Below are 4,092 nucleotides of genomic sequence, written 5' to 3'. Positions count from 1 at the left end.
GCTGAATTCACTATCGGCGAAGGTGAGTTGATGGCTCATGATGTCCCTCTGGGATGCGCTCCGGATGAATATGATGATCTCATATCAGGAACTTGTTCGCACCTTCCTTAGGATTTTCGCCACTGAATAAATTATAATAAATTGATTTTATAAGATATTCGTCATGGGCTATATGACCAGTACGAGTTGCATGCTCTAATGTTTCAGATGCCAGTATATGTGCGGCTTCAGCAAACATCCCAGGCCAACCCTTACTCAGCATAGACAGTCCTTTAAGGACTCTTATCTGAATCTCCCTCATACTCGCACCATCACGTGCAACAGGTAAGAAAAAGTCTTCCAGTAGGTCTTTGATCTGAAGTGGCGCAACATGTACTGAAGGATATATCACTTCAGTTTCATCTATTTTATTCTGCGCGTAAGCGGAGAGTATTCGAACACCTCTGCCAATGACATCAATCGCAGTACCGGGATCGTTTACTGCGGGCGAAAGGGCCCTGCAGGCTATTTCGGCCATGACGCTGAGACAGAATCGGGGATCCTGAGCAAATGAACGCACATCCGAGACAATGATCGTTTCAAGTAAATCGGTACAGATTGATGACTCCTGACCAGAACTCAGGTACAAAACTGGCATCGATGGATGTATGAAACTGCCTGGCTGCGCCACAAGATATACATGACGAGGATCATTGCTCAGCAGACTGCCGAGCTTGACCATGTCAATATATTCAACATAGCCAATTTTCTCCGGATATACGGCAACAGTTCCTTTTGGTTGTTCATTGTTCTCAAGCCATGGATATCCGCCAAGACATGGACTTTTTGCTCTCGCAATAAATGTCTCGATCGCCGCCTGTTCTACTTTTGCTGTTGTCTCACCTACCCTGCCCAGAGAGGTCAAATGCTGTATCCAGCGAAGCAATGTGATGATTATTAAGGCAATGACAACCAGTGTTACAATGAATAAAATGACTCTACCCCTTTCTCCGTAGGCTCCCATATTGAGGGCAATAATCCCTACCAGGCTGAAGAGAAAAGAACCGATAAAAGTGGCCAGTACATTTTGTGTGGTTACGTCTTCTACAACTAAACGCGTGGCTCTGGGCGTCACATTAGTAGTGGCTGAACCGTAAGCGGTGACCATGATACTCAGTGAAAATGTGGTCACCGCCAGCATACTCGATGCCAGTATGTTCAGAATATTATCAACTGCTTCCGCACCAACCTTCACTGATACTGACTCTGGGATCATTGATCTAAAAAGAATAGATAAAAGGGCCGTTATTATTGCTACCATTGCAAATAACGTTGCCCTGAACCATAGTTTTTTAAGTGTCTGCCTGAGAATCCATTGCCAGCGTAAAATCATTCAGCATATCCTTGTATTAAGTTCGGGAAAATAAATGCCGCCCGGCAGGACGGCATTTTTGTATTAACGAACGAGGTGCAGGAAGTGCAGGTGTTTTTCGTACTGGTCCAGTATGTCATTAATCAGCTGTTCCTGATTCCAGCCCATCACATCATAGTTTTGACCGCCTTCTTTCAGATAGACCTCAGCGCGATAATATCGATGTTGCTCAACCTGCTGCTCGTCATTGTCCATTGCAGCCATGGCGAAAGCCGGTGAGTTATAGCCACGAAGTCTCACTTCATAAATAAAGTTCAGCTCATTGCCCAAATCGACTTCAAGCCGAATTCGTTCGTCATCAGTATCACTTATATGGCTTATCGTTCCCTGTTTATTCAGTTCTTCCTGAACCAGCGTCATGGCGGGCTGGATAACGTCGCCCATAAAGCGTTTCACAAGAGAGCGCTTTGGCAGATAAGCGATATTGCGCAAGCGTCTCTGCCATGGAATCGGGTTACGCGCTGCAGTCGGAGCAATAGTCGCCATGCTCAGGCTTTCACGCTTGGTCAAATCCCGACGCAGGGCTTTTAATAATCCGTATATGGATATCAGTAAAATCACTGAGAAAGGTAATGCGCTCGCTATTGTCACGGTTTGCAGCGCGCTCAGTCCCCCCGCAATCAGCAGTGCGATTGCCACAATCCCTATGAGCGAGGCCCAGAAAATTCGCTGCCATACAGGCGTGTTAGCGACGCCACCCGATGCCAGCGTATCAACAACCATTGCCCCGGAGTCAGCCGAGGTGACAAAGAAGACAATGACCATCGCCATTGCAATAAATGACAGCACGGAAGAAAACGGGAAATGCTCCAGGAAATTAAACAGGGCCAGCGCGACATCCTGCTGAACGGTATTGGCGAGATCAGCCGCCCCCTGGTGCATAATGAGATAGATTGCGCTGTTACCAAACACCGTCATCCACATGAGCGTGAAGCCGGCGGGAACAAACAGCACGCCGGTGACAAACTCGCGAATGGTTCGACCGCGCGAGACTCTTGCGATGAACATCCCCACAAACGGCGACCATGAAAGCCACCATCCCCAGTACAGTAATGTCCAGCCCCCCAGCCAGTTGCTCGACTTAGGTTCATACGCATAAAGGTTAAAAGTTTTACTCACCAGTTCAGAAAGATAACCGCCCGTATTTTCCACAAATGACTTCAGCAGAAGCACGGTTGGTCCCAGACACAGGACCAGCGCCAGCAGCAGCACTGCCAGGCCCAGGTTGAGCTCAGACAGTATACGTATTCCCTTGTCCAGGCCGGACACCACCGAAATCGTCGCTAAACCAGTGATGACAACGATTAGAATCACCTGCACCGTTTCATTAATAGGCACCCCGAAAAGATGATTCAAACCAGCATTCACCTGCAAAACACCGTACCCCAGCGATGTCGCAACGCCAAAGACGGTGCCAATAACGGCGAAAATATCAACCGCATGGCCTACAGGTCCGTATATGCGCTCGCCAATAATGGGATAAAGTGCGGAACGCAGCGTTAAAGGCAGACCGTGACGGTAACTGAAAAAGGCCAGGATCAGTGCCACAATGGCATAGATTGCCCATGCGTGCAGGCCCCAGTGGAAGAACGTCAGGCGCATTGCTTCCTTCGCTGCCGCAACGGTCTCTGGAGTGCCGACAGGAGGTGAAAGATAATGCATCACAGGTTCAGCAACGCCAAAGAACATCAGGCCGATCCCCATCCCTGCCGAGAAAAGCATCGCAAACCAGGAGTGATAGCTAAAATCAGGCTGCGCATGGTCCGGACCCAGTTTGATATCACCGTAGCGTGAGAGTCCCAGGAACGAGACACTCAGTAGAATCAGGGCCACTGCAAGGATGTAGAACCAGCTGGCATTCGTGAAGATTTGTTGCTGAAGTAGTTTAAAATTTTTGTCGGCGACATCCGGGAATACAGCGGCAAAGGCGACAAGAAGGAAAATTAACAAAGCAGATGTAAAGAATACCGCTTTGTTAATCTGGCTTTTAGACTTCTTTTGGATTGTATCATTTTCACTCATAATCATTTATTCCATTAATTAAAATCCGCACTGTATAGAGGGTACTACATCTCAAAGATTAGCAAACTTCAACTTACGATGCGGCGTCAATCGGAATGCAGAGTGCAAGAGTGGCCATACAGATATCCTGTTGATAGTCTGCCAGCCGTCTTCTGGAGCATTTGATTTGCATAAATTGCATCAGATCTGGGGATTCACTTTGATTAGAGCAATATTGAGAATGACTTACTAACGTCTGATGTTGCGTAAAGCGGGCTTTAAGGATGGTCGCAATGTCAGAGGTAAGGACAGACGTTCAGGATGCAAATAATCAGTGCCGGTTCGTCGCTGATTTTCCTTCAGGCTGACTTGTCCAAAACGAGTAACAATCGCCGGTGATGCTGCCAACTTACTGATTTAGTGTATGATGGTGTTTTTGAGGTGCTCCAGTGGCTTCTGTTTCTATCAGCTGTCCCTCCTGTTCAGCTACTGACGGGGTGGTGCGTAACGGCAAAAGCACTGCCGGACATCAGCGCTATCTCTGCTCTCACTGCCGTAAAACATGGCAACTGCAGTAGACTGGCCCCCTGAATCTCCAGACAACCAATATCACTTAAATAAGTGATAGTCTTAATACTAGTTTTTAGACTAGTCATTGGAGAGCAGATGATTGATGTCTT

The 4,092-nt window shown here is 47.5% G+C and carries 2 protein-coding genes and 1 pseudogene; 1 reads left to right on the top strand and 2 read right to left on the bottom strand.

Translation table 11 applies throughout. The annotated features are described in order from the left end of the window. Positions 1 to 79: 79 nt before the first annotated feature. Both ACOTXI_RS24105 and ACOTXI_RS24100 read right to left on the bottom strand, forming a co-directional pair. On the bottom strand, positions 80 to 1,372 hold the full coding sequence (locus tag ACOTXI_RS24105; protein ID WP_023304011.1) for a DUF2254 domain-containing protein: 1,293 nt from the start codon (positions 1,370 to 1,372) through the stop codon (positions 80 to 82). A gap of 63 nt (positions 1,373 to 1,435) precedes the next feature. Then, positions 1,436 to 3,433 carry a BCCT family transporter gene (locus ACOTXI_RS24100; protein ID WP_008502232.1) on the bottom strand — a complete coding sequence of 666 codons (1,998 nt, stop codon included), beginning with the start codon at positions 3,431 to 3,433 and terminating at the stop codon, positions 1,436 to 1,438. Between the two features lie 428 nt (positions 3,434 to 3,861). Between ACOTXI_RS24100 and ACOTXI_RS24095 the strand changes: the two are divergent. Then, positions 3,862 to 3,987, top strand: a pseudogene (locus tag ACOTXI_RS24095) (IS1 family transposase); the annotation flags it as partial. Positions 3,988 to 4,092: the final 105 nt, after the last annotated feature.

The sequence above is a fragment of the Enterobacter cloacae complex sp. BZL2005 genome, assembly GCF_049238885.1.
GTDB lineage: Bacteria > Pseudomonadota > Gammaproteobacteria > Enterobacterales > Enterobacteriaceae > Enterobacter > Enterobacter roggenkampii.
This window is presented reverse-complemented; position numbering and strand designations above follow the sequence as displayed.